Annotated in this window: 21 protein-coding genes; 10 read left to right on the forward strand and 11 right to left on the reverse strand. The window is 67.1% G+C overall.

The genetic code is table 11. The annotated features are described in order from the left end of the window. Window positions 1-136: 136 nt before the first annotated feature. The 3 genes from ACSAGD_RS03700 to ACSAGD_RS03710 form a co-directional block, all read right to left on the reverse strand. Window positions 137-1,090 carry a type IV toxin-antitoxin system AbiEi family antitoxin domain-containing protein gene (locus ACSAGD_RS03700; protein WP_437584381.1) on the reverse strand — a complete coding sequence of 318 codons (954 nt, stop codon included), beginning with the start codon at window positions 1,088-1,090 and terminating at the stop codon, window positions 137-139. Between the two features lie 188 nt (window positions 1,091-1,278). Then, entirely contained in the window at window positions 1,279-3,051 is a 1,773-nt protein-coding gene (locus ACSAGD_RS03705) for an acetyl/propionyl/methylcrotonyl-CoA carboxylase subunit alpha (protein ID WP_437584382.1), read from the reverse strand. 124 nt (window positions 3,052-3,175) lie between these two features. Further along, the gene (locus ACSAGD_RS03710; protein ID WP_437585097.1) at window positions 3,176-3,871 is read right to left on the reverse strand and encodes a Maf family protein; all 696 of its coding nucleotides are present in this window, start codon (window positions 3,869-3,871) and stop codon (window positions 3,176-3,178) included. A 70-nt stretch (window positions 3,872-3,941) separates the two neighbouring features. On the opposite strand from ACSAGD_RS03710, the gene ACSAGD_RS03715 reads away from it, so the two are divergent. The 4 genes from ACSAGD_RS03715 (at window position 3,942) to ACSAGD_RS03730 (ending at window position 8,352) form a co-directional block, all read left to right on the forward strand. Then, on the forward strand, window positions 3,942-5,180 hold the full coding sequence (locus ACSAGD_RS03715; protein ID WP_437584383.1) for a class I SAM-dependent RNA methyltransferase: 1,239 nt from the start codon (window positions 3,942-3,944) through the stop codon (window positions 5,178-5,180). 241 nt (window positions 5,181-5,421) lie between these two features. Beyond that, window positions 5,422-6,087 (forward strand): response regulator, encoded by a 666-nt coding sequence (locus ACSAGD_RS03720; protein WP_437584384.1) that lies wholly within the window; start codon window positions 5,422-5,424, stop codon window positions 6,085-6,087. Further along, window positions 6,077-7,339 (forward strand): sensor histidine kinase, encoded by a 1,263-nt coding sequence (locus tag ACSAGD_RS03725; protein ID WP_437584385.1) that lies wholly within the window; start codon window positions 6,077-6,079, stop codon window positions 7,337-7,339. The genes ACSAGD_RS03720 and ACSAGD_RS03725 overlap by 11 nt, the downstream gene beginning before the upstream one ends. After that, entirely contained in the window at window positions 7,336-8,352 is a 1,017-nt protein-coding gene (locus tag ACSAGD_RS03730) for a hypothetical protein (RefSeq protein ID WP_437584386.1), read from the forward strand. The genes ACSAGD_RS03725 and ACSAGD_RS03730 overlap by 4 nt, the downstream gene beginning before the upstream one ends. Before the next feature lie 303 nt (window positions 8,353-8,655). Here ACSAGD_RS03730 and ACSAGD_RS03735 read toward each other — a convergent pair whose 3' ends face one another. Together ACSAGD_RS03735 and ACSAGD_RS03740 are read right to left on the reverse strand one after the other, a co-directional pair. Beyond that, window positions 8,656-8,916: an acyl-CoA carboxylase epsilon subunit gene (locus ACSAGD_RS03735; protein ID WP_437585098.1), complete on the reverse strand. Its 261-nt coding sequence runs from the start codon at window positions 8,914-8,916 to the stop codon at window positions 8,656-8,658. Next, complete coding sequence (locus ACSAGD_RS03740) at window positions 8,916-10,520, reverse strand: acyl-CoA carboxylase subunit beta (protein ID WP_437584387.1); 1,605 nt, start codon at window positions 10,518-10,520, stop codon at window positions 8,916-8,918. Before ACSAGD_RS03740 ends, ACSAGD_RS03735 begins: the two co-directional genes overlap by 1 nt. A gap of 131 nt (window positions 10,521-10,651) precedes the next feature. On the opposite strand from ACSAGD_RS03740, the gene ACSAGD_RS03745 reads away from it, so the two are divergent. Next, window positions 10,652-11,488: a biotin--[acetyl-CoA-carboxylase] ligase gene (locus tag ACSAGD_RS03745; protein WP_437584388.1), complete on the forward strand. Its 837-nt coding sequence runs from the start codon at window positions 10,652-10,654 to the stop codon at window positions 11,486-11,488. A 241-nt stretch (window positions 11,489-11,729) separates the two neighbouring features. On the opposite strand, the gene ACSAGD_RS03750 is transcribed toward ACSAGD_RS03745, so the two are convergent. Beyond that, the gene (locus ACSAGD_RS03750) at window positions 11,730-12,662 is read right to left on the reverse strand and encodes a hypothetical protein (protein ID WP_437584390.1); all 933 of its coding nucleotides are present in this window, start codon (window positions 12,660-12,662) and stop codon (window positions 11,730-11,732) included. A 364-nt stretch (window positions 12,663-13,026) separates the two neighbouring features. On the opposite strand from ACSAGD_RS03750, the gene ACSAGD_RS03755 reads away from it, so the two are divergent. After that, entirely contained in the window at window positions 13,027-13,563 is a 537-nt protein-coding gene (locus ACSAGD_RS03755; protein WP_437584391.1) for a PH domain-containing protein, read from the forward strand. Here the strand turns inward: ACSAGD_RS03755 and ACSAGD_RS03760 are convergent. Continuing rightward, on the reverse strand, window positions 13,518-14,036 hold the full coding sequence (locus ACSAGD_RS03760) for a GtrA family protein (RefSeq protein ID WP_437584392.1): 519 nt from the start codon (window positions 14,034-14,036) through the stop codon (window positions 13,518-13,520). The genes ACSAGD_RS03755 and ACSAGD_RS03760 overlap by 46 nt on opposite strands. 104 nt (window positions 14,037-14,140) lie before the next feature. On the opposite strand from ACSAGD_RS03760, the gene ACSAGD_RS03765 reads away from it, so the two are divergent. Beyond that, window positions 14,141-15,274: a 5-(carboxyamino)imidazole ribonucleotide synthase gene (locus ACSAGD_RS03765; RefSeq protein WP_437584393.1), complete on the forward strand. Its 1,134-nt coding sequence runs from the start codon at window positions 14,141-14,143 to the stop codon at window positions 15,272-15,274. Window positions 15,275-15,305: 31 nt separating this feature from the next. On the opposite strand, the gene ACSAGD_RS03770 is transcribed toward ACSAGD_RS03765, so the two are convergent. Then, window positions 15,306-15,929 carry a response regulator transcription factor gene (locus ACSAGD_RS03770; RefSeq protein WP_437584395.1) on the reverse strand — a complete coding sequence of 208 codons (624 nt, stop codon included), beginning with the start codon at window positions 15,927-15,929 and terminating at the stop codon, window positions 15,306-15,308. Further along, the gene (locus ACSAGD_RS03775) at window positions 15,922-17,148 is read right to left on the reverse strand and encodes a sensor histidine kinase (RefSeq protein WP_437584396.1); all 1,227 of its coding nucleotides are present in this window, start codon (window positions 17,146-17,148) and stop codon (window positions 15,922-15,924) included. The genes ACSAGD_RS03770 and ACSAGD_RS03775 overlap by 8 nt, the downstream gene beginning before the upstream one ends. Before the next feature lie 212 nt (window positions 17,149-17,360). On the opposite strand from ACSAGD_RS03775, the gene ACSAGD_RS03780 reads away from it, so the two are divergent. Next, window positions 17,361-17,831 carry a hypothetical protein gene (locus tag ACSAGD_RS03780; RefSeq protein WP_437584397.1) on the forward strand — a complete coding sequence of 157 codons (471 nt, stop codon included), beginning with the start codon at window positions 17,361-17,363 and terminating at the stop codon, window positions 17,829-17,831. Between the two features lie 11 nt (window positions 17,832-17,842). On the opposite strand, the gene ACSAGD_RS03785 is transcribed toward ACSAGD_RS03780, so the two are convergent. Together ACSAGD_RS03785 and folE are read right to left on the reverse strand one after the other, a co-directional pair. After that, the gene (locus ACSAGD_RS03785) at window positions 17,843-19,060 is read right to left on the reverse strand and encodes an NAD(P)/FAD-dependent oxidoreductase (RefSeq protein WP_437584398.1); all 1,218 of its coding nucleotides are present in this window, start codon (window positions 19,058-19,060) and stop codon (window positions 17,843-17,845) included. A gap of 31 nt (window positions 19,061-19,091) precedes the next feature. Then, window positions 19,092-19,658, reverse strand: a complete 567-nt coding sequence (gene folE, locus ACSAGD_RS03790) for a GTP cyclohydrolase I (RefSeq protein ID WP_437584399.1) — start codon at window positions 19,656-19,658, stop codon at window positions 19,092-19,094. An 81-nt stretch (window positions 19,659-19,739) separates the two neighbouring features. Here folE and ACSAGD_RS03795 point away from each other — a divergent pair, with 81 nt between their 5' ends. Both ACSAGD_RS03795 and ACSAGD_RS03800 read left to right on the forward strand, forming a co-directional pair. Further along, window positions 19,740-20,453 carry a helix-turn-helix transcriptional regulator gene (locus tag ACSAGD_RS03795; RefSeq protein ID WP_437585099.1) on the forward strand — a complete coding sequence of 238 codons (714 nt, stop codon included), beginning with the start codon at window positions 19,740-19,742 and terminating at the stop codon, window positions 20,451-20,453. A gap of 10 nt (window positions 20,454-20,463) precedes the next feature. Next, the gene (locus tag ACSAGD_RS03800) at window positions 20,464-22,383 is read left to right on the forward strand and encodes a M3 family metallopeptidase (protein WP_437584400.1); all 1,920 of its coding nucleotides are present in this window, start codon (window positions 20,464-20,466) and stop codon (window positions 22,381-22,383) included. Window positions 22,384-22,392: the final 9 nt, after the last annotated feature.

Consider the following 22,392-nt stretch of genomic DNA (forward strand, 5'->3'; position numbering starts at 1 on the left):
CAGAAATTCCTGTAGCGCAGTGCCGGAACTGCAGCGCAGTGCGAGTGTGCAGGGGCACCGGAGATGAAGGCTCTGAGTCACAAGAACGAGAGTCACGAGACCAGAGGCACAAGAACCAGAGCCACAAGAACCAGAGTCAGAAGGGCAAGGGACGGATGCCCGACGACGGCAGCCCGTTCGCCATCAGAATCTCGCGGAGGCGCAGCGGATTCCGGTTCTCCGCAGTGCCCCATCGAGAGAACGCGCGGACATGCCGCCGAATCTCATCCTCGCGTCTCTTCTCAGCGACGACGACGTCTTCGGCTCGGCGTCCCGCCAGCATCCTTGTATCTGTGTATTTCTGCGTGCCGTCGAATTCGCCCCAGTGCTCGAACTCCTCCCACCAGAAATCGGCGTAGTACGTACCCAACGGAGTGACGATCGGATGCTGCAGCTCGGGCGCTGGAAATCCGAGCTGGTGCAGGAGAACCCGCGCGCGCGACTCTTCGACCGAATCGGACAGATCGGTCGAGAACGAGACGGTGGCACGAGCGCGCTTGACGCCCATGCAGCGAGTCTGAGCGTTCAGCTGGTCGCGGAGTTCGTCGAGGGTTACGAGCGGACGACGATGATTTCGCGCACTGTCGACCATGGCCACTCCCTCGGCGAAGTTAAGCTCGCGGGCGAGGTCGATGACCGTTCGGGCAGCAGAAGTGACACGGATGCCGTCGACGGTGACGGCGTCCTCGTCAGCGAGACGAAGGTGCCGCCGCCGCACGCCGCCAGATGATCTGCCGCCCGACGTTGGCGGAATGCCGACACTGATCTTCTCCGGCATCGGCCCGAGCAGACGGATGCCGTGCAGAGCGGCAGCCGAGTGGTGCGAGAGAACGACATCATCACGAACCCGCCCGCGCTGCGCGAAGATGCGCAGCAGGTGCTGCTCTCTGGGGCGAAGCTCGCGCCATTCGTCACTCGCGACGTAGACGCCGGCCGCGACGGTGTGCAGATCGCCGGACTGCACGCGTTTCGTCAGCGGCTTGGGGTCCACGCCGAAAGCGGCGTAGTCGGTTCGTCGAAGCAGGAGCCCCGACGCAGTAGCTCTGTCCATGCCGCAATCGTCGCGCGGGAGCGGAGCGGATGCGTGGGTCGCTGCGCGCTCTGTGGAGAACCGTTCGCGAGCCGACGTTGTGGGCGACGAGCGGTGCGCTGAAGTTCGGGACGTGCGCTACAGGAATTTCTGTAGCGCAAACCCGAACAAATAGCGCGGTGGGGTGAGAGGGGTGGGCGAGCGCGGGGCTACTCGTCCACGATCGAGAGGAGGCGGTGGCCACTCGAGACCGTCTGCCCCACCGGCGCATTGATGTTCGCCACCACGCCGTCACGCGGAGCCGCGATGGGCTGCTCCATCTTCATGGCCTCGAGCACGAGGATCAGGTCGCCCTTGACGACCTTCTGGCCCTCCTCGGCGACGAGCTTCACGACCGTGGCCTGCATCGGCGACGACACGTCGTTACCGCTGCTCGACGGCACAGCACGCGAGTGAGACCCGCCGCGCTTCGGCGCCGCCGGTGCGACACGGCTCGTCGCCGCAGCCGTCGGCAGGATGCGTGACGGAAGGCTGACCTCGAGACGCTTGCCGGAGACCTCGACGACGACGCTGTGCCGCTCGTCGACGGGCTTCGGGTCGCCGAGCTCGCCGTCCCACGGTTCGATGTCGTTGTCGAACTCCGTCTCGATCCAGCGCGTGTAGACGCCGAACGTGCCGTCGTCAGCGGTGAACGCTGGGTCGCGGACGATCTTTCGGTGGAACGGCAGCACTGTCGGCATCCCTGTCACCTCGAACTCGTCGAGGGCACGGCGCGCACGCTCGAGGCCCTCATCACGGTCGGTTCCCGTGACGATGAGCTTGCCGAGGAGCGAGTCGAAGGCGCCGGAGATCTCGTCGCCGCCGGTGACGCCAGAATCGAGACGGATGCCGGGACCGCCAAAGGTCCGGAACTCGTGGATAGGGCCAGGCTGCGGGAGGAAGTTGCGGCCCGGGTCCTCGCCGTTGATGCGGAACTCGAAGGAGTGGCCGGTCGCCTCCGGGTCGTCGTAGTCGAGCGTGCCGCCCTCGGCGATGCGGAACTGCTCCCGCACGAGGTCGAGGCCCGTGACCTCCTCGGAGACCGGGTGCTCCACCTGGAGACGCGTGTTCACCTCGAGGAACGACACAGTGCCGTCCTTGCCGATGAGGAACTCGCATGTTCCGGCGCCGACGTAGCCGACCTCTTGGAGGATCGCCTTCGACGACTCGTACAGGCGAGTGATCTGGTCGTCCGTCAGGAACGGGGCCGGGGCTTCCTCGACGAGCTTCTGGTGCCGGCGCTGCAGCGAGCAGTCGCGGGTGGAGACCACGACGACCTTGCCGTCGGTGTCTGCGAGGCACTGGGTCTCGACGTGGCGGGGCTCGTCGAGGTACTTCTCGACGAAGCACTCGCCGCGGCCGAACGCGGCAACCGCCTCCCGCGTCGCCGAGTCGAACTGCTCGGCGACCTCGTCGCGCGTGCGGGCGATCTTGAGGCCGCGGCCGCCTCCGCCGAACGCCGCCTTGATGGCGACCGGGAGGCCGTGCTCGTCGACGAAGTCGAGCACCTCGTCGGCGCCCGACACGGGGTTCAGAGTGCCGGGGGCGAGCGGAGCGCCCACCTTCTCGGCGACGTGGCGCGCCGACACCTTGTCGCCGAGCTGCTCGATGGCCTCGGGGCTCGGGCCGATCCAGACGAGGCCGGCGTCCATGACAGCGCGGGCGAAGTCGGCGTTCTCAGCGAGGAACCCGTAGCCGGGGTGCACGGCGTCAGCGCCGGAGCGGCGGGCCACGGAGAGGAGCTTCTCGATCACGAGGTACGTGTCAGCGCTCGTGGTGCCGTCGAGCGCGTAGGCCTCGTCGGCGAGCTTCACATGGAGCGCGTCGCGATCTTGGTCGGCGTAGACGGCGACGGAAGAACGGCCGGAGTCGCGGGCGGCGCGGACGATGCGGACGGCGATCTCACCGCGATTGGCAATCAGGACCTTCGTTATTCGTGGCACAGTTCCCTAGCCTAAACCGACCGGGGCCCGCGAAATTGGACGACCTCCACAAAAATGGTCGCAGAAGCGTGGCTCTGCCCGACAAAATGGGGAGAGAAGCGGTGGATGCCGCGCGGCGACGCGCTCACGCGGAGGCCGCGTCGCCCGAGGAATTCGTGGTGCTCGCGGCATCCTGCGTCGCCTCGGCCGAAGCCCACAGGGACGTCCATTCGTAGCCGAGCTCTCGAACGAGTCGGCGCAACGTCGGAATCGACAGCCCGACAACCGTCGACGGGTCACCGTCCACCCGGTCGATGAATGCGGCGCCCAGGCTGTCGATCGTGAACGCTCCGGCGACGAACAGCGGTTCGCCGCTCGCGATGTACGCGGCGATCTCGTCGTCGGTCATATCGGCCGTGAAGGTGACGTCGCTCGCGGCGACGCCGTGTGCCGCGGCATCCGTCTCGAGATCGATCAGCCAGTGCCCCGAATGCAGCGTGCCCGTACGTCCGCGCTGCATCTGCCAGCGGCGCGCGGCCTCCTCGGGAGTGTGCGGCTTGCCGTACACCACGCCGTCGAGCACGAAGACGGAGTCTCCGCCGAAGACGAGGCCCGAACGCACTCCCTGCGCGCGCAGCAGCGCGGCACCGGCTTCAGCCTTCGCGCGGGCGAGCAGTTCGACGGTCTGCGGCGGCGAGAGCGGAGCGCCCTGAGCCTGCTCGGCCGCGGCGACAGCGGCCGGTTCGTCGACCTCGGGAGCGAACGCGTGCGCGGTGATGCCGGACTGCGCCAGGAGCATCCGGCGGGCTGGTGACGTCGACGCGAGGTGGAAGTCAGGCATGAGGTCCTTCGCAGATTGGGGGACGGATGCTGTCAGCCGACGCCGACCGGCGTGTGACATGCTCGGATGCATGTCCGCACCTGAGCAGCCCATCGACCTCGACATCACCAACGTAGCGCACGGCGGAATCTTCATCGCCCGGCACGAGGGGCGGGTGGTCTTCGTCGCGGACGCCATCACAGGGGAACGCGTGCGGGCGCGCGTGACCGAGGCACGTAAGAAGAAGTTCTGGCGCGCCGAGACCGTGGAGGTGCTCGAGGCGTCGCCGCACCGCCGCGAGCACGTGTGGCCGGAGGCGTCCGTCGACCGTGACCCGAGCGTGCGCGCGGGCGGCGCCGAGTTCGGGCACATCGCGCTCGCACACCAGCGTGAGCTGAAGCACCGCGTGCTCAGTGAGGCGTTCGAGCGCTTCGCGAAGCATCCTGCCCCTCATTTCGAGGTCGAGCCAGTGCCCGGCGACGACGAGCGGAACGGGCTGGGGTGGCGCACACGCGTGCGGTTGCACGTCGACGGCGAAGGACGCATGGGACCGTACGCCTCCCGCTCGCACACGGTTGTGCCGGTGGCGAGCCTCCCGCTCGCAACCGAGCGTCTCGAGAAGGCGGTCGAGCTCGACGCGCTCGTCGAGGGCGCGGCATCCATCGATCTCATCGACCCGAGTGGATCAGAGGCGCTGCTGTGCGTCGGCGACGACGATCTGCGGGCCGCGGACCCCGTGATCGAGCGCGTGGGCGACCGCGAATTCAGTGCCGAGGCGGGCGGATTCTGGCAGGTGCACCGAGGTGCGGCATCCGTGCTCACCGAGGCGGTGCAGTCCGCTGTCGACGGCGCGCTCTTCGACCCGAGGGCGGAGAACCACGATCTGTACGGCGGGGTCGGACTGCTCGCAGCGGCGGTCGGCGACAGATTCGGCGACAGCGTGCGCATGACGACGGTCGAATCGGATGCCGCGGCGACACGCCACGCGGTACGCAACCTCTCCGACTGGAACGTCGAGGCCGTCACCGCGCGGGTCGACCGGTACCTCACAGAGCTGCTCCGCTCGGCGTCGCCGGCGCGGCTGCGCGGATTCCGCGACGCGACCATCGTGCTCGACCCGCCGCGGTCCGGTGCCGGAACGGACGTCATCGGGCAGATCGGCGAACTCGCTCCGGCGCAGATCGTGTACGTCGCGTGCGACCCGGTGGCGCTCGCTCGCGACACGGGGGCTCTCGCGGCATCCGGTTACCGTCTCACCGGTCTTCGCGCGTTCGACCTGTTCCCGCACACCCACCACATGGAGGCCGTCGCGTCGTTCGTGCGTGAGTGACACGTGGTGCCGTCTCCGGTGCCCCCTCCGGTGCCGTCCCTGTGCACTCCGGGGCCGACCGCGGGCGAGGCATACGCGGCCCCCATCCAGTGCGCTACAGAATCGGACGTGCGCTACAGGAATTTCTGTAGCGCAAACCCGAACAAATAGCGCGGAGGGGAATGGGGCGGGAGGCGCACGCGAACTCCGGGCACGGTGCGCGGAATCAGCGGGACGACGGTTTCCCGATACGATGTGATCCATGGCGACAGTGGGGATCATCGACGATCACGAATCCGTCAGGCTCGGCCTGCAGGCTGCGTGCGCAAACGCCGGGCACACCGTCGCCATCAGTGTGTCGAGCGTCGAGGCATTCCTCCGCGAGACGCGAGACAGCAGCGGCACACCGCTGGACATCGTCGTGCTCGATCTCTCGCTCGGTGATGGAAGCGACGTCACCGCAAACGTGCGTCGGGTGCAGGCCACCGGCTCTGCGGTGCTGATCCACAGCATCGCCGACCGCATGACGCTCGTCCGGCAGGCGCTCGCGGCCGGAGCCGCGGGAGTCATCCCGAAGTCGTCGCCCACCGACGTCGTCATCTCCTCGATCGAGCAGGTCGCGTCGGGTGGCGTGCTGAACAACCTCGAGTGGGCGAGCGCGATCGAGGCGGACTCCGAGTTCGCGAGCGTTCAGCTCGGACGCCGCGAGCGGGACGTGCTGCACCTGTACGCCTCAGGCCTGCCCATGAAGCAGGTCGCCGCACAGCTGGGCGTCGCGCCGTCGACGGTGAAGCAGCACCTCGACCGCATCCGCAAGAAGTATGTCGAGGTCGGCCGACCCGCTCCCACGAAGGTCGACCTGCTGCGCAGGGCCGTCGAGGACGGCATTCTCCCCGAGCTCAATCCGGGCGGAACGGATGCCGGGTAAAGCCGTGTTCGACGCCCCCTCGCCGGTTCCGCCGCAGCCAGGCGAACGCCACTCGCGCGTCTTCACCACGACCCGCGTCGAGAACATGATCGCCCGTGTGCTCGCCGTCGCGGTGATCGTGTTCGGCGTGCAGGCGGCGATCTTCGCGATGATGATGCCGCCGGTGCGACCGCCGATGGCCACGACGGTCTACCGCGCGTGCATGTTTGCTCCGCTCGTCATCGTCGCGGTCGCGGGGCTGCTGAAGCGCGGCGTGCGACCGGCATCCGCGGTGTTTGCCTTCGTCTACCTCGCTGCGCTCATCGTCTGGCCGATCTACACGCGGTTCGTCTTCGGGGGTGCACCCGACGAACCGTGGATCTGGTATCTGCTGACCGTCGCCACGGCGTGCGCAGCTGTGGCGTTCCCCGTCGTATGGGCGGTCGCATACACGATCGGCGTCCCCGTGCTGTTCGGGGTTGTCCGGACGCTCGCCCCCGATGGACTGCGCGGCATTGAAAGCGGCATCCTCGATGCGATCTACGGTGCGATCTTCGGCATGGTCATCGTGCTGCTCACGAAGATGTTCCGTCAGTCGGCCAGGCGAGTGGATGCCGCGCGAGACGCCGCTCTCGCCCGCTACGACCGGGCAGTGCGCGCGCACGCGATGGAAGCGGAGCGCGTCGAGGTGGACGCGCTCGTGCACGACAACGTCCTCGCTGCGCTTCAGGCGGCGGAACGCGCCGTCAACGCCGAGGGAGAACGTGCTGCTGTGCAGATCGCCGAACACGCCCTCGCGGAACTGCGTGAGGCTGGGGTGGAGCCGGCCGACGACGAGTCCACGGTGACGTTGCGCGAGATGGCGAGCCGGCTCAGCATCGCGTCGCGCATGATGGAGCGCGGGTTCGATGTCTCCAGCGAGACCGAGGCCGGTGCTGTCGTGCCGCAGAGCGTCGCCAACGCGATGGGACTGGCCGCGGTGCAGGCCATGGTGAACAGCGTCGAACACGCGGAGGGGCACGGCGTGGACACCGAGACCGCGGCTGTGCACCGCTCGATCACCGTGACGAACGATGGCGCGGCGGCATCCATTCTGATCTCAGATGACGGTGTCGGCTTCGACCCTGACAGAGTCCCGGACGACCGGCTCGGACTCCGCGTCTCGATCCGTGAGCGCATGCTCGCCGTTGGGGGAACGGCGCGCGTGCACAGCGTTCCGGGCGATGGCACCGAGATCGAACTGACGTGGCGCCCCGAGGAGGTCGACGAATGACGGCCTTTCCTCGTTCCACGCTCGTGGCGCTCGCCGCGGCGTTCTCGGCGTACCACATCGCCCGCGGCATCCTCACGCTCGGAGTTCCGACGAACGCCGGTCCGACCATCGTCGCCCTCGTGCTCTACGCCGTCATCACGGTCGTCGTGCTGCTGCCGTGGAACGCCGGCGTTCCGCAGTGGGTGGCCGCTCTGACGTTCTCGTGCGCCGTCGCGATCACGCTGCTCGTCACAAGCCAGCTCGACGTCAACGAGTACAACGGGTACGCCACGTGGCACACGAACGCCGAGGGAACGCTCATGACGATCCTGATGGTGCGGGGTCGAAAGATCTACGCGGTCGCCGGGACGCTCTTTCTCGTGATCTACTCGCTCGTGTGGTGCGGGCTCGTCGGGTCGGCGCAGATCGGCGTCACCGGCGCCGTCGCCTGGGTTGTGCTCGCGTACATCATGACGAGCGCGCTGCAGCGGGCGTCCGACGACGCCGACAAGCTCGTGCAGGCCGAGCGGGAGGCCGTCCGTTGGGAGGCGGCGCAGCACGCACACCGCTCCGAGCGTCGCGCCCGTCTGGCGACCGCGAGCCGCGTGGCAGGGCCCATGCTGCGCGATGTCGTTCTCGCCGAAGGTCGATTGACGGATGCCGAGCGGGCCCAGGCCCGTCTGCTCGAAGCGCGGCTGCGTGACGACATCCGCGGCCGGGCACTCGTCGATGACCGGGTGAGGGATGCCGCGGAGGCAGCGCGCCGCAGGGGCATCGTTGTCCAGCTTCTCGACGAGGGCACCATCGATGATCTCGAAGACAAACAGAGGAAGCGCGTGCTGACGCGCATCGCGGAGGCGATCGAGAGCGCTGACACCGAGCGGCTCATCGTGCGGACCGCTCCGGAGCGCTCGGACGTCGCCGTCACGATCGTCGGGCTCAGCGCCCCTGCGCAGGGAAGCGACGACCCGGACGACGACGTCGACGTGTGGCTCGAGATTCCGCGGTGGGTTCGCCCGGCGCGGCATCCGTGACTCTTTCGTGGCGGCGCGCAGAGCACGTTCCGCAGGGCATGGAAAAGGGGGACCGGCTCCCTAATTCCGGTCCCCCTCAAGCCCCGGATGACAACGACAACCCGAATATCGTTCTCATCCGCCCCCAAACCAGATATCCATTCCCTAGGTGGATACCCGGCCTATGGTGAAACTCTGAGAGTGCCACCTAGCAATAGCTATTCTCGCGGGGATGGGCCGCCGACGCTAGTCGGCTTTTTGGGGGACAACGTCTGAGACGTGGTGTCCCCCATTCCGGGAACTATACCCGGGTCCTGTCGGCCATTACGCCGAGAAATTGCGCCAGCGCCCGGGTCCGGGCGTGATGGGGCGGCGAATCGGTCGCTGCGAACGTGACCACTCGCTCGGCGTGTCGTCGGCGTCGGAGAGACCGCTCTCGCGGACCTCGGCGATCGCCGCCGCGAGAACTGCGCTCACCGCGGCGACCTCTTCTTCGGTCGGCGCGCCGCGGACGATGCGGAAAGCACCCTCCGGGTGCGCCTCCTCGCCATCCGTAATCGGTGCCGCGTGCTTTCCAGGAGCCATCACAGCGGGATGTTTCCGTGTTTCTTCGGCGGCATCTGCGCGCGCTTGCCCTTGAGGGAGCGGAACGCCTTGGCGACGCTCACACGCGTGGCCGCCGGCTCGATGACACCGTCGAGTTCGCCGCGCTCTGCGGCGAGGAACGGACTCGTGACGCTGTACATGTACTCGTTCGTGAGCTTGGTGCGCACCGCCGCGACGTCTTCGCCGTTCTCCTCCGCCTTCTTGATCTCGTTGCGGTAGAGGATGTTGATGGCGCCCTGACCACCCATGACGGCGATCTCCGCGGTCGGCCACGCGAGGTTGATGTCGGCGCCGAGCTGCTTGGAGCCCATGACGATGTAGGCGCCGCCGTAGGCCTTGCGCAGAATGACGGTGACGAGCGGCACGGTCGCTTCGGCGTAGGCGTAGAGCAGCTTCGCGCCGCGGCGGATCACACCGTCCCATTCCTGGTCGGTGCCGGGCAGATATCCGGGAACGTCCACGAGGGTGAGGATCGGAATCGAGAAGGCGTCGCAGAAACGGACGAAGCGGGAGGCCTTCTCACCCGCGTCGATGTTGAGGGTGCCCGCCATGGTGTTGGGCTGGTTCGCGATGATCCCGACCGACGTTCCCTCGATGCGCGCGAAGCCGATCACGATGTTCGGCGCGAACAGCGGCTGAACCTCGAGGAACTCCTCATCGTCGACGAGGTGCTCGATCACGGTAGTCACGTCGTACGGCTGGTTCGGGGAGTCAGGGATGATCGTGTTGAGCTTCTGATCGGCATCCGTCGTCTCGAACTCGAACTCAGACGAGTAGGAGGGCGGATCCGTGAGATTGTTGTCGGGCAGATACCCGATGAGGGTGCGGGCGTAGTCGATCGCGTCGTCCTCGTCGTTGGCGAGGTAGTGCGCGACACCCGAACGAGTGTTGTGCGCGAGCGCACCGCCGAGCTCCTCCATGCCGACGTCTTCGCCGGTGACCGTCTTGATGACGTCCGGTCCGGTGACGAACATCTGGCTGGTCTTGTCGACCATGATCACGAAGTCGGTCAGCGCAGGGGAGTAGACAGCTCCGCCCGCGGCGGGTCCCATCACGATCGAGATCTGCGGAATGACTCCGGAGGCTGCCGTGTTGCGACGGAAGATCTCGCCGTACTTGCCGAGGGCCACGACGCCCTCCTGAATGCGTGCGCCACCCGAGTCGAGGATGCCGATGAGGGGCACACCGCACTTGATCGCGTGGTCCATCACCTTGATGATCTTCTCGCCGGCGACCTCGCCGAGGGAGCCGCCGAAGATCGTGAAGTCCTGGGCGTACACCGCGACCTGACGACCGCCGATGGTTCCGGTCCCCGTGACGACCGAGTCACCGTACGGACGCTTCTTGTCCATGCCGAACGAGTAGGTGCGGTGCCGCACGAACTCGTCGAGTTCGACGAAGCTGCCCGTGTCGAGGAGCTTCTCGATGCGCTCGCGGGCGGTCATCTTGCCCTTGGCGTGCTGCTTGGCGATGGCTGCTTCGCCCGGTGCTGTCACCGCTTCGTGATAGCGACGTTTCAGGTCCGCGAGCTTGCCCGCGGTCGTCGAGATGTCGGGCTCGGTCTGGCTGAGGTCTTCGGTCACGACGTTCACTCTATCTCGGCAACCCAGCGTCACACCCTTGGAGGGTTCCGACAAGCCGATTTCGAGACATTGGTGGATGTCAACAGGAAGGGATGCCGCGTCGCACAGACTCGCGCAATACGCTTAGTGTCATGACTTCCCCCGATCTCTCCGAGAGCCGCGAGATCGCCTCCGCTGTCACGTGGCGGGAATCCTCCGGCTCGACGAACGCCGATCTCGTCGCCGAGGCCACCGCGAATCCTGACGCATGGCCCGACCTCTCCGTCCTCGTCACGGACAATCAGACGACCGGGCGCGGCCGCCTCGATCGTGTGTGGACCACTCCTCCTGGGTCGAGTCTCGCGACCTCTGTACTGCTTCGGCCCGATGTTCCGGCCGACCGCATCGGTTGGATTCCGCTCATGGCGGGGCTCGCGATGACGCGCACAGTGCAGCTCCTTCTCGCGGGAGCGGGCATGCGCGCGCTCGATGCGACGCTGAAGTGGCCGAACGACGTACTGGTGCGGGGCCTGAAGATCAGCGGCATCCTCAGCGAACTCGTGCCGGGCGAGGCGCCCGCCGTCGTGGTGGGTGCGGGACTGAACACCGATATGACCCGTGACCAGTTGCCGATCGAAACGGCGACCTCGCTCGCCATCGAGTGCCGCCGCACGTATGCGCCGGACCGCGTGCTCGCCTTGTATCTGAAGCAGCTGCGCGCCCTCTACGAGCCGTTCGTCGCGGCCGGTGGCGACGCGCGCGCGAGTGACCTGATCTCGCAGGTGAGCACGGCGTGCGAGACGCTCGGCAAGCGGGTGCGCGTGCAGCTGCCGGGCGCCGACGACCTGCTGGGCTATGCGCGGGGACTCGACGCTGACGGGCAGCTGCTCGTGCAGCCGGACGGGGAGGCGACGCTTCGGAGCATCGCCGCGGGGGACGTGACGCATCTTCGGCTCGAGAACGGCGCCGAGGAGTCTCCCACCGCGTGAGAGCAGCTGCCGCGCGGCCTGAGTGCCGCCACGGGTCGGAGCGCAGTAACCCGCGTAGCCCGTGGTGCCTGAGCGCGGCCTCGGGTCTGAGAGCAGCTGCCCGTGGCCTGAGCGCTGCTGCCGCGCGGCCTGCTCGAGTTGGCGCATCGGCAGAGAATCGGAAAATTTCGGTTCTTGCGGCGTGTTTTGCGCCGACATGCCGCAGCTTCCAAATATTTCCGACTCTCTGAAACTGAAGCGCCTAGAGTGCCAGCGCTGAGAGCTCGCGAGCTGGCGTGAGCTGAAGCATCCTCGTCAATGCTTCGTAAACGAGGTCCCAGTCATCGATCGCCTGCGCATACCCCGCCCGGAGCACAGGAAGCCCGAAGAGCATCGACGTGAGAACTTTCTCCGCGTCGCGTTGCCGCTGCTCAGCGGTGGAATGGAAAGCATCCCCGTCGAGTTCCAGGCCCACGCGGCCGTCGATGAGAAGGTCGATCTTGCCGAAGCCCGGAACGCGGACCTGCGTCTCCACGGCGTGGCCGAGCCGGATGAGGCGCACGCGAACGCGACTCTCGAGCCCAGAATCGGCGCGCCCGTCGACGAGAGGAACGCACTCGCGGCGCGACACGGGGAGACCGCGCGCGATGTCGTCCCAATCGGCGGCGCTGAGAACGCCGAGACGCAGTGTGGAGTCCACACAGGCGACAGCGTGCTCCAGCTCTTGGCAGCAGACCGCTTGCCGGAGTGCCTCGGCTGGGCTGATGATCCAGTCGAGGTCTCCCTTGCGGGGGAGGATGCCCCAGTGCGCACGCGCGGGCAGAAGGACGCGCGGGCGAGAGGTCGCTTTGCTTTTCGAGCGCGGGTGGGTAACGGCCTGGGTGGTGCTGCCATCGTTCGGCTGCGGCCGCCGTCTGCGTCCGTGCTGCGGCATCGCAATGTGCGGGTGCCGATCGTCGCCCGACCACACACCCCAGCGGGCCAGCGCCGAGATGCAGCCGAGCCGTCCTCCCGAGCGGACCGTGCTGATCTGCTCAGCATCCGCGCCGTTGCCGGCCACCCAGCCGGGCATGATGCGCCGCACTCTGCCGTCGTCGAGGGCGCGGGCGATGGCGGCTCGGGACGCTCCCCGGCGAATGAGGGTTGAGATTCGGGCGATTTCGCCCTGCTGGTGAAGGAGGTCTGCCACGTCCATGAGGACATCTTGCGGTGATGCGCGGGGCCTTCGTCGGCCGATTCCCTCGATTGTGGATAGCCGGCTCGAGTGCGGTGGCTGTGGACTCGGCATTCTGCCCAGACAAAGAATCGGAAGATCGTGGTGCGGAACGGCGTGGCGCGGCCCGACACGCCGCACGCGACGTCAGTTTTCCGATTCTTTGGGGCGGTGAAGGGAGGGAGGGAAGGAGGGAGAGAGGTGAGGGGAGAGGAGAGGAGAGCAGCGGTGAGGTGGCGGGCGGCGAGTGGGGGAAGCGCGGCGCCTGGGCGCACCGAACGTGTGAACTCGTCACGTTCGGCGTGCTCACCGGGCACACAGCGCGCCGTACGGCAGAATGGACGCCATGGAGGAGAACCACACCGGCGAGCAGAGCGCTGAGCGCGTCGTCGCCCGGATGCATCGGCATGGCCGCATCCTCATTCTCCCCGTCATCGTGCTGCTCATCACCGTCGGTGCCGTCTCCTTCTTCTACGGCTCCTTCCGTGAATCGTGGATCAACGTGACCATCCTGGTGTCGGGCATCGCCGCTGTGGTGCTGTTCGTTCTGCTGCCGTACTTCATGTGGCTCAACCGCCGCTACACGCTGACCACGCGCCGCGTCATTGTGCGCCAGGGTTTCTTCGTGCGCACGCGACGCGAGCTTCTGCACTCGCGCGGCTACACCGTGACCGTCAAGCGCGGCCCCTTCCAGGCGATGTCACGCTCGGGCGACATCGTGCTGACCTCGGGCGTCGACGATCCGATCGTTCTGAAGGACGTTCCGGGAGCCAACCAGGTGCAGAGCGTTCTGCACGACCTGATCGAGCGGGCGCAGGGCCAGCTCGGGTACGGCGGCTACGCGGCGGGTTCGGTGCTGCGCGACGAGACCTCGGTGCTCTGAGAGGTCAGAGGATGCCGCGCGGCAGCGCGCGTCGGTGAGAACACCCACCAGCGGTACAGCGCGAACCGGAACACGGCCCCAAGCGCGAGGCCGATGACGTTCGACGAGATGTTGTCGGCGAGCACACTCGTGAAGCCGAGAACGTAATGCGAGACCCAGAGGCAGGCGAGGCCGATGCCCATTCCGACGATGCTGACCGCGAAGAACTCGGCTCCCTCACGCACCGTATTGGACTGACGGCTGTCGCCGAAGGTCCAGAACCGGTTGCCGACCCAGTTGGTGAGAATGGCGAGGGTCGTCGAGACCACCTTGGCGATCATCGGGCCGGACGTGATCTCCTCGGGCGCAAGAACGGTCAGCCGCAGCGCGTTGAACACAACGATGTCGACGGCGAATCCCGCGGCGCCCACGAGCCCAAACCGAATCACCTGCATCGCCAGGGCTTTCAGCCCGGAGACGCTGCGATTCGTCATGCGCCCGCCCTTCATGCGAGAAGATAGAGGAGTTCGCAGTTTAGCGACAACAGTTTTCCTATAACTGAGAAGATCCGCAGTTCTCAAGACGACAGGAGCGACGCATGCCCGTAGTCGGTGTCATCGGTGGTGGACAGCTTGCACGCATGATGATTCCACCCGCCATCAACCTGGGGCTCGAAATCCGAGTGCTGGCAGAGCAGGAGAATATGGCGGCGTCGCTCGCCGCGACACAGGTCGGGGACTACCGCGACGTCGACACAGTGCTCGAGTTCGCGCGGGGCGTCGACGTCATCACGTTCGACCACGAGCACGTCCCGCAGCCGGTGCTTCGCGCCCTGGTAGAGGCAGGCGTCGCGGTGCATCCCGGGCCGGACGCGCTTCTCTACGCACAGGACAAGCTCGCCATGCGGGAGAAGCTCAGCGAACTCGGCATCCCGGTTCCGGACTGGGCGCGCGTCGAGACGGAAGAGGAGCTGCAGAGCTTCATCGACGAACATGGCGGGCACGCGGTCGTGAAGACGCCGCGCGGCGGGTACGACGGCAAGGGCGTGCGCGTCGTGTCACGTGCGCACGAGGTCGGCGACTGGTTCACGGCGCTCGCCGAAGATGGCCGGGGAGGTGCGCTCCTCGCGGAGGAGCGCGTCGACTTCCGCCGCGAGCTCGCTCAGCTGACCGCCCGTCGTCCGTCCGGCACGCTCGCCGTCTGGCCGGTCGTCGAGACCGTGCAGAAGGACGGCGTGTGCGCCGAGGTCTTCGCCCCCGCTCCGCATTCTGCGGGACGCGTCGCCGAGGTCGCTGCGCAGATCGCGGTCGACATCGCCGAGGGCCTCGATGTGACGGGAGTCTTCGCGGTGGAGCTCTTCGAGACCACGGACGACCGTCTGCTGGTCAACGAACTCGCGATGCGTCCGCACAACTCTGGTCACTGGTCGCAGGACGGCTCCACGACGAGCCAGTTCGAGCAGCACCTTCGCGCGGTGCTCGACCTGCCGCTCGGTGCGACCGGGCTTCGCGATGACGTGGCCGTGATGATCAACATCCTCGGCGGTCCCGCCGAGGGCACCGTCGCCGATCGTTACCCGCAGGCGCTCGCGAAGCATCCCACGGTCAAGGTTCACAACTACGGCAAGGCTCCGCGACCGGGCCGCAAGATCGGGCACGTCAACGCGGTGGGCGACAACCTCGACGACGTCGTGTTCGAGGCTCGCGAGGCGGCGTCGTATTTTCAGGAGTGAGTGATGAGGGATGCCGTCTCAGCGGCATCCCTCAGATCCAGCCCTGTTGCCAGGCGTGCTCGGCGGCCTCTTGGCGAGAGGAGACGCCGAGCTTCGTCATCGCGGAGGACAGGTAGTTGCGCACCGTGCCCTGGGCGAGGTGGAGGCGCTCCGCGATCTGCTGCACGCTGAGCGTCGAGCGGCTGAGGCGCACGGCGTCGAGTTCGCGGTCCGTCAATGGGCAGCGTTCGGCGGCAAGCGCGGTTGCGGCGATCTCCGAGTCGATGTAGCGGCGGCCCGCGGCGACCTCACGGATCACGTCGGCGATCTGCTCGGCGGGAGTGGACTTCGGCACGAATCCGGAGATGCGCGCCGAGAGTGCGCGGCGCAGCACACCCGGCCGCGCATGCCGGGTCACGAGCACGACGCGCGCCGGCACCGCGCGGATGATCTGCTCGGCGGCTTCGAGGCCGTCGGCTCCCGGCATCTCGAGGTCCAGAAGGCATACGTCCGGCCGCGTCTGGACGGCGAGCTCGACGGCGGTGAGACCGTTGTCTGCGCTCGCGACGACCTCGAGGTCGGGCTCGAGCGAGAGCAGCGCGACGAGGGCGGTGCGAATCATGTGCTCGTCATCGGCGATGAGCAGACGGATGCTGCGCGTCGACGCGTCAGCCATGGAGCACCTCCTCGGGCGAACCAGCGTCGGTCGGTGCGGCATCCGAAACCTCGGCGGTCACGACGAAGCGGCCGCCAGCCCCGGACGTGGTGAGCGTGCCGCCCGCGTCGGCGAGCCGTGCGCGCAGCCCCGCAAGGCCCGTGCCGGTGGCGTCAGAAGGGCGGTCAGAGGGGACGCCGTCGTTCGAGATCTCGAGTGTCGAGCATCCCTTGTCGTGTGTCATCGCGATCGTCACCGACGTCGCTGAGCTGTGGCGGAGGATGTTCGTGGTCGCCTCGCGCACGACGTAGGCAAGCGCGCGACGGGCGGCGTCGGTCGACGGCAGAACCGTGATGCGCAGATCGCAGGGGATTCCCGCGGCGGTCAGCACTTCGCGTGCGTTCTGGAGCTCGTTCTCAAGCGCGACTTCACGGTAGCCGGCCACGAGCGACCGGGTCTCTTGCAGGGCGTCGGCCGCGACCTGCCGTGTCTCGCGCAGCTGCTCACGTGCGGCTGTGGGGTTGCGTTCGAGCATCCGTTCGGCCAACTCTGCCTTGAGTGCGATGACCTGCAGGTGGTGCCCCTGAATGTCGTGCAGATCAGCCGCGAAGCGCAGCCTCTCTTTGACGATCGCGAGCTCCGCGGCCGATCGCCGGTGCCGGTCGAGTTCGACGACGATGTTCCACCACCACAGGCTGAAGATGACGGCCGCGGGAAGAAACAATGCGTAGACGATCAGCAGTCCGATGTCGGGTCCGCCGGTGAAGCCGATCTCGCCGCCCAGGATCATACGCGCCAGCGGGTGGCTCACGAGAACGAGACCGAGCGCGACCGCGAGAATCAGCCAGCGCCACCGACGCGGCACGAGGCACGCGATGAGCACCGCTGCGACCCAGATCAGCAGCGCCGAGACGTGCCACAGCCCGGGCGAGAAGAGACCGAGCACCCAGCACGCGGTCGACGAGCCGAGCAGTGCGATCGTCCACGCGGGCCGCGGCAGCCCGCCGCCGAGCCCCACGCGCAGAAACCAGCAGTAGCGAATCTGCACGAGCATCGATACGAGCGTCAGCACGACGATCGCGGCGTCGAGAGGGGTGGGGGATGCCGCCACGGCGACGACGCCGCGCAGCAGCACGATCGCGTCGATGATGAGCACGAAGAAGACGATCGTGGCGAGCGTGTACAGCCACGTCGTGTACACGCCGCGCTCGACCGCGCGGGGCACTCCGGAGGCGGTCATCGGCGCGGGCCAATGCGTGTGGGGCTCAGCATGGCTCTGAGTTTAGAGCAGTGACAAATGTCACGGATGCCGGTGCGCAGACGCACACCGACCGGTGACGTGACGGCACTTACCGGCCGCGACGCCGCGGCGCACGATGGATATGCACGGTCGCTGAGACCGAACGCAGAACACACTTCAAACGCCATCCCCGCAGAGCGAAAGGCCCCACAATGATCGAGTCACTTCAGAACTCCGTAGCCTCACTTCCCGAAGCGCTGACCTGGCTCGGCATCCTCGTGGTCGCCGCCATTCCGCTGATCGAGTCGTACTTCGGCTCCGTGATCGGCGTTCTGCTCGGGCTGAATCCGGCGGTGGCGATCGGAATGGCGGTCGTGGGCAACATCATCTCGATGCTGATCTTCGTGCTCAGTGCCCACAAGGTCAGGCAGAAGGTGACGAGCCGAGCCGAGCCCGTCGAGGAGTCCCCGCGTCGGCAGAAGCTGCGCGAGCGCTTCGACCGCTACGGCGTCGCCGGTGTGAGCCTCGCGGGGCAGGCGTTGCTGCCCAGCCAGATCACCTCGGCGGCGATGGTCTCCTTCGGAGCGTCGAAGAACGCCGTGATCTTCTGGCAGATCATCTCGATCATCCTGTGGGGGCTCGCGTTCGGCGTGCTCGCCACGCTCGGTGTCAGCTTCTTCTAGCCCGGCGCAGCCTAGTCAGAGACGATGTCCTCCAACGCGACGCTCTCGTCGGTCAGGCGGTCGGCAGAGACCTCGTGCCCGACGATGCCGCGGAGGGTCTCGTTGACGTCCCAGATGTTCACGTTCATCGCCGCGGTCACGCGGCCGGCGTTCGTCCAGAAGGCGATGAACTCACCCGAGTCGAGGTCGCCGCGGATGTGCACGTCGTCATCAGGGCCGCTGTGTCCCACGTACTCCATGCCGAAGTCGAACTGGTCGGTGAAGAAGTACGGCTGCCAGTCGTACGTCGCGCCGGTGCCCATGATCGTCTCGGCGGCGAGCTCGCCCTGCCGCATCGCGTTGTCCCAGTGCTCGACGCGCAACGGCGCGCCGATGGCGGTGTTCTGCGCGAGCGCGATGTCGCCGACCGCGAGCACGTCGGGTCGCGCGGTCTGCAGACGCTCGTCGACGTGCACGCCGCCATCTGCCTCGAGGCCCGCGGATGCCGCAAGCTGGGTGTTCGGTGCCGCTCCGACGCCGACGACGACGGCATCCGCATCGACATGTCCGTCTGAGGTGTCGACCCCCGTGACGTTTCCATTCTCGCTCGTGATTCCGGTCACGTCGACGCCGACGCGAAGGTCGACGCCCTTCGAGCGGTGCAGCTGCAGCATGTACTCCGCGAGTCGTGTGCCGAGCACACGCTTCAGCGGCAGGTCCGCGTGCTCGAGCACGGTGACCTCGGTGCCCGCGAGGCGGGCGGCGGCCGCGACCTCGAGGCCGATCCATCCAGCGCCGATGATCGCCAGCGTGCGGCCCTCGCCGAAGTGCTGGCGGATCGCCTCCGTGTCGGGCATGCGACGCAGCGTCAGCACGCCGTTCGCGTCCATTCCGTCGAGCGGCAGGAGCCGCGGCGTCGACCCGGTCGCGAGCACGAGGTGCTCGTAGGTGATGCCCTCTCCGTTCGAGAGGCCGACGCGCTTGTTCTCGAGGTCGAGCGCTGTCACGGAGGTGTCGAACAGGGTCGTCACGTCGTGCTCCTCGGCCCACCCCTCGTCGTGCACGTAGAGCGAGTCAAGGGTGTCTTTGCCCATCATCACCTCTTTCGAGAGGCCCGGTCGCTCATACGGACGCACCGGTTCGTCGCCGATGAGCGTGATGGGCTTCGTGTACCCGAGCGAGCGCAGCTTCTCAGCGGTTTTCGCTCCCGCGAGTCCTGCTCCGACGATGACGGTTCCTGACGTGCTCATTGTTCGTCCTCTCTGCTTGCTGTTCGGTATATCAGCGCGGCAGTGCGCTGAGGAATTCTGATCGGTCGCTGTCGAGAGCGCCGGTGAATGCACTTGTTCGCGTGCGTGCTCCGACGGTTCGTACGCCGCGAAGGCTCATGCAGCTGTGCTCAGCCTCCATAACCACGCCGACACCGCGCGACTCGAGAGCGCTGTCGAGGTGCTCTGCGATCGCGGCTGTGAGAATCTCCTGTGTTTGGGGACCCCGCGCGAACATCTCGACGGTACGGGCGAGCTTTGACAGCCCGACGAGTCGGCGGTCGGGGAGGTAGCCGACGTGTGCAACGCCGGTGAACGGCAGAAAGTGGTGCTCGCAGAGGGAGTGGAACGGGATGTCTGTGACAAGCACAAGGTCCGTGTAGCCGGAATCGTTGTCAAACGTGGTCATCTCGAAGGGATCGCTCGACATCATTTCGAGGTATGCCTTGGCCATGCGGAGTGGGCTTGTGCGTCGCGAGGGCAGGTCGCAATCGACGCCGAGGGCCTCGAGCAGGCCGCGTGCGTGGTGCTCGGCGACGTCCACGTCGGGCAGGGCCGTGAGAGAGTTCGTCAACGTCATGGTGCAACTTCTTTCTAACGGATACAATTGTTCACGTTAGAGCGTTGATGAGCGAACGTCAAGGAACCGAGGAAGGTGAGCATGGGTGAGGATGCCGTGTCAGGCGACGACATTGCACGCGTGAGCGTGCTGAGTGACGAGACCCGTCGCGCTCTATATGAATACGTCAGCGCCCAACCGCATCCCGTGACTCGCGACCAGGCCTCTGCAGCGCTCGGTGTGCCGGTGCACACCGCCAAGTTCCACCTCGACAAACTGGAGTCGGTCGGGCTGCTCCGGGCATCCTATGCTCGACGCACCGGACGAACCGGACCGGGGGCCGGCCGCCCGGCGAAGCTCTATGAACGCGCAGAGGGCGAGGTGGCCGTGACTCTGCCCGCCCGCGAATACGCATTGGCCGGTGACCTGATGGCGCAAGCGATCGCGCGTGCGGCACGCGACGGCATCCCCGTCGCCCAGGCCCTCGACGATGCGGCGCACGAGAAGGGGCGCAGCATCGGGAGCCAGCATCGCGCGAGCGGCTCCGCATCGGCTTTCGAGCTCGCTCTCTCGGCATTGCGGGACTACGGCTACGAACCACGCGTTGAGGATGGCGAGATCGTGATGGCGAACTGCCCGTTCCATCAACTCGCTGGCGAACACACTGACCTTGTCTGCGGCATGAATCATGATCTGCTCGAGGGGTTCGCCGATGCCATCGCACCGGGCCACCTCATCGCTGAGTTGAGGCCGGGTCCGGGCCGGTGCTGCGTGACCATGAGAATGTCTGCGTGTTCGAGCGGAGATGACACGTAAAGTGGCGGTCATGACTGTGGAACCCCTCGCAATGCCCACCGACTCTGCCGCCTGGCCTGGCTTCGTCACTGAACGCTCAGACACCGCGCTCGCCGCGGCCCGCGAGGTGGTCGAGCGCCTGAAGGACGGCACGGAGCGCACGCCCATCGAGGTGCTCGACCTGTGGAACGAGGGAGAGACCGCGGTTGCGAACGTCGCCGGGTTCGCGTCGTTCTTCGCCGAGGTGCATCCGGATGCGTCCGTGCGCGACCTCGCCGAGAAGAAGGCGCAGGAGGCCATCGCCTTCGTCACGGAGCGCGGACAGGACCGCGAGCTCTACGAGGTCTTCGCCGCGCTCGACCGTGACGAGCTCGATGCAGACGCCGGACGCGTGCTCGATCACGTGCTGAGAGACTTCCGCCGCAGCGGCGTCGACAAGGACGATGCCACCCGCGACCGTCTTGCCGCGATCAGCGAGCGGATGACGCTCGTCGGCCAAGACTTCTCGCGCAACATCCGCGACGACGTTCGCTCGGTGCGCCTGCGTCCCGAACAGCTCGACGGCCTGCCCGACGACTACCGCGAGGCGCACCAGCCTGACGACGACGGACTCGTGACCATCACGACCGACTATCCCGACACCGTTCCGTTTCTCACCTTCGCGACCGACCGCGAGGCCCGGCACGCGGTGTCGCGGCAGTTCAACAGCAGAGCCTGGCCCGACAACGACCCGCTTCTGCACGAACTGTTCGAGCTCCGCGCCGAGCAGGCGCAGCTGCTCGGCTACGACTCGTGGCCCGCGTTCGATGCGGAGGTGAAGATGATCGGCTCCGGTCCGGCGATCGGCGAGTTCATCGACCGCATCGCAGACCTCGCCGACGAGGCCGGTCGCGCCGATGTGGCGACGCTGCTGGCTCGCGCGCAGAAGGACGACCCGTCGATCACAGAGATCACCTCGGGTGACACGGCCTACTACACCGAGCTTGTGCGCCGCGAACAGCACGACGTCGACGCGCAGCACGTGCGCCGCTACTTCGACTTCACGAAGGTGCGCGCCGGTCTCCTCGACGTGACCGGCCGCCTCTTCGGCATCCACTACCGTGAGCGCAAGCACACTGCCAAGTGGTCGGACGACGTCTCCTGCTACGACGTCTACCGCGATGAAACGCGCATCGGCCGCATCTACCTCGACCTGCACCCCCGCGAGGGCAAGTACAAGCACGCGGCGCAGTTCGATCTCGTCACGGGCGTCTCCGACACGCAGCTCCCGGAGGGCAGCCTCGTCTGCAACTTCCCGCGAGGGCTGATGGAGCACTCGCAGGTCGTCACCCTGTTCCACGAGTTCGGCCACCTCATCCACCACGTGCTCGGAGGCGACCAGCGCTGGGTGGCGTTCTCGGGCGTCGCGACGGAGTGGGACTTCGTCGAGGCGCCGTCCCAGATGCTCGAAGAATGGGCGTGGGATGCTGACATCCTCCGCTCCTTCGCAGTCGACGAGAGCGGCGAGCCGATCCCCGCGGACCTCGTCGCGCGCATGCGGACCGCGGAGGACGTCGGCCGAGCGCAGCGGGTGCGCACGCAGATGTACTACGCGGCCGTCTCGTACGTCCTGCACCTCGACCGCCCGACGGATCACGATGAGGCGGTGCGCGCTCTCGGCGACCGGTACTCGCTCATCCGGCCGCTCGACGACACGCACTTCCAGACCTCGTTCGGGCATCTCGAGGGCTACAGCTCCGGCTACTACACGTACATGTGGAGCCTCGTGATCGCGAAGGACCTCTTCTCAGCGTTCGACCCGAGCGACATGTTCGACACGGAGGTCGCGGGCCGCTACCGCGATGAGGTTCTCGCGCGCGGTGGATCGGCGGACGCAGCGGATCTCGTCGCGGCCTTCCTCGGGCGCCCGTACTCGTTCGAGGCGTTCGGGCGCTGGCTCAGCGGCGAGTGACGCGAGCGG

Source organism: Paramicrobacterium salitolerans (assembly GCF_051513965.1).
Taxonomy (GTDB): Bacteria; Actinomycetota; Actinomycetes; order Actinomycetales; family Microbacteriaceae; genus Paramicrobacterium.